Origin of the sequence: Pseudomonas gebzensis (assembly GCF_034427815.1) — a bacterium.
Taxonomy (GTDB): domain Bacteria; phylum Pseudomonadota; class Gammaproteobacteria; order Pseudomonadales; family Pseudomonadaceae; genus Aquipseudomonas.
This window is the reverse complement of record NZ_JAXQNS010000024.1, coordinates 1-1,487: the sequence shown is the minus strand read 5'-3', so window position 1 is coordinate 1,487 and position 1,487 is coordinate 1. Positions and strand designations below refer to the sequence as shown.

Sequence of the window (1,487 nt, the reverse complement as noted above, 5' to 3'; positions counted from 1 at the left end):
AGACATCACCCATGCAAAACCATGCGAAATTTCCAGCAATAGGCTTAGGAACTGAACGCCCGCGAAGATCGACATGCCTAGAACAACACCGAGTTTGGTCTTGAGAAAAAGACTCTCTTCAGAGCTAGTTACAGCATCAAGATCCTCAAATATTTGCCAAGCCTCAGAAGTTGTCATCAACGCTCCAAGCACTGCTCAATTCGCAGCTTCCCAGAACAGCGCTTTAGCGACGGACTAATGTGACGCTATGGCACTGTGTTGCACTGTTAGTAGAATCAGTCCTGAAGCACTATTCAGTGCCTAGACGCAACTGACCCTGCCTCTGATGACCGGCACGTTGGGTGAGAGGTGAGAGCGGATGAGTTCCGCGACCGCCTCTTTTTGACCTTTCTCGCAGAAAATACTGCAGTTCCTAAGCGTCTGCCGTTCTTCATTGATAATAGGGCTACGTTGCAAAGCTATAGCCTCGCTGTTTGTGGCAATAGTTAATTGTGTAATTTGCTCCCAATCGAATATGAGGTGATTGTATTCACTGTACGGTTCCTGAAATCTTTGTGAGTTAAGCTGCATCAACGCCATAATACCCATGCCGCCTGGCCCCAAGATGGCGACGAACGAAAGCCCAGGCGTATTAGCTGCAAGGAAAATAATGGCTACTGAAACGAAAATTGTTATACCGCCCAAAATTTTAGGGTTTATTCTGAAGTTCTTCTTCCATTCGCAGTATTCCATTCCAGAAGTCGTAATTCTACAAGCGACATTGATTCGCTGGTAGGTTCCGGACACAGGTAAAGATAGCGTTGTCACGAAAATCAAGACGGACCAGAAGACTCGCCATGGCTGACTTGTTCCTTCGAATGCATAATATAAAACTAGTGAGCCAGTCAAGCTGATCATTGCGTACAAAAAAAATGCAATGTTGGCGATAAGTATATTGTAGTTCCTGGCTCTAATAGTCCAAGTGCAAAGCTCAGGATCAGCAAGAAACTTCCATTCAAGATCATTTGGTAATTGAGGTGGCTGAAAAATTTTTAGCACGTGGATCTCCATTATTTGACTTGAGGAATAGCTATCGTGATGGTTCGGGCGCTGTTGAGCTCTATTCCGAACTCGCTAGGCAGATTTTTATCCAGCGGCTTTCCTTGTAGGTCCGCCTCACCTGAGCATTCATCAAGCGCCAGACGGAATGCATACACATTGCCAGTAATTTTCGAGCCCAACGCATGTGCGTAGCCAATATTTATTTCAAAGATCGGGTTATCTGCTGATGTCTCCACCCAAACTTGCCAAAGTCGATGTTGGTCTTTTTTGCTATAAACGAAATCTGCCTGGTTGGGGTGTTTCTTAGGACTGTCAGGTAATTTTCCCAACAGCTTTGGGTTCACCCAATTTCCATTCAGGTATTGATCGTAGAAGCTACTGATCGCTGGGTGCATGTCCTTGTCATTAAGAATTAATCTTTTTCTGGTTAAAGCTGGCTGCAGCAG

Annotated in this window: 1 protein-coding gene and 1 pseudogene; both read right to left on the bottom strand. The window is 45.2% G+C overall.

The annotated features are described in order from the left end of the window. Nucleotides 1-300 precede the first annotated feature (300 nt). Nucleotides 301-1,038 carry a hypothetical protein gene (locus SJI00_RS22290; protein WP_322463844.1) on the bottom strand — a complete coding sequence of 246 codons (738 nt, stop codon included), beginning with the start codon at nucleotides 1,036-1,038 and terminating at the stop codon, nucleotides 301-303. Between the two features lie 11 nt (nucleotides 1,039-1,049). Beyond that, nucleotides 1,050-1,487, bottom strand: a pseudogene (locus SJI00_RS22285) (hypothetical protein); the annotation flags it as partial.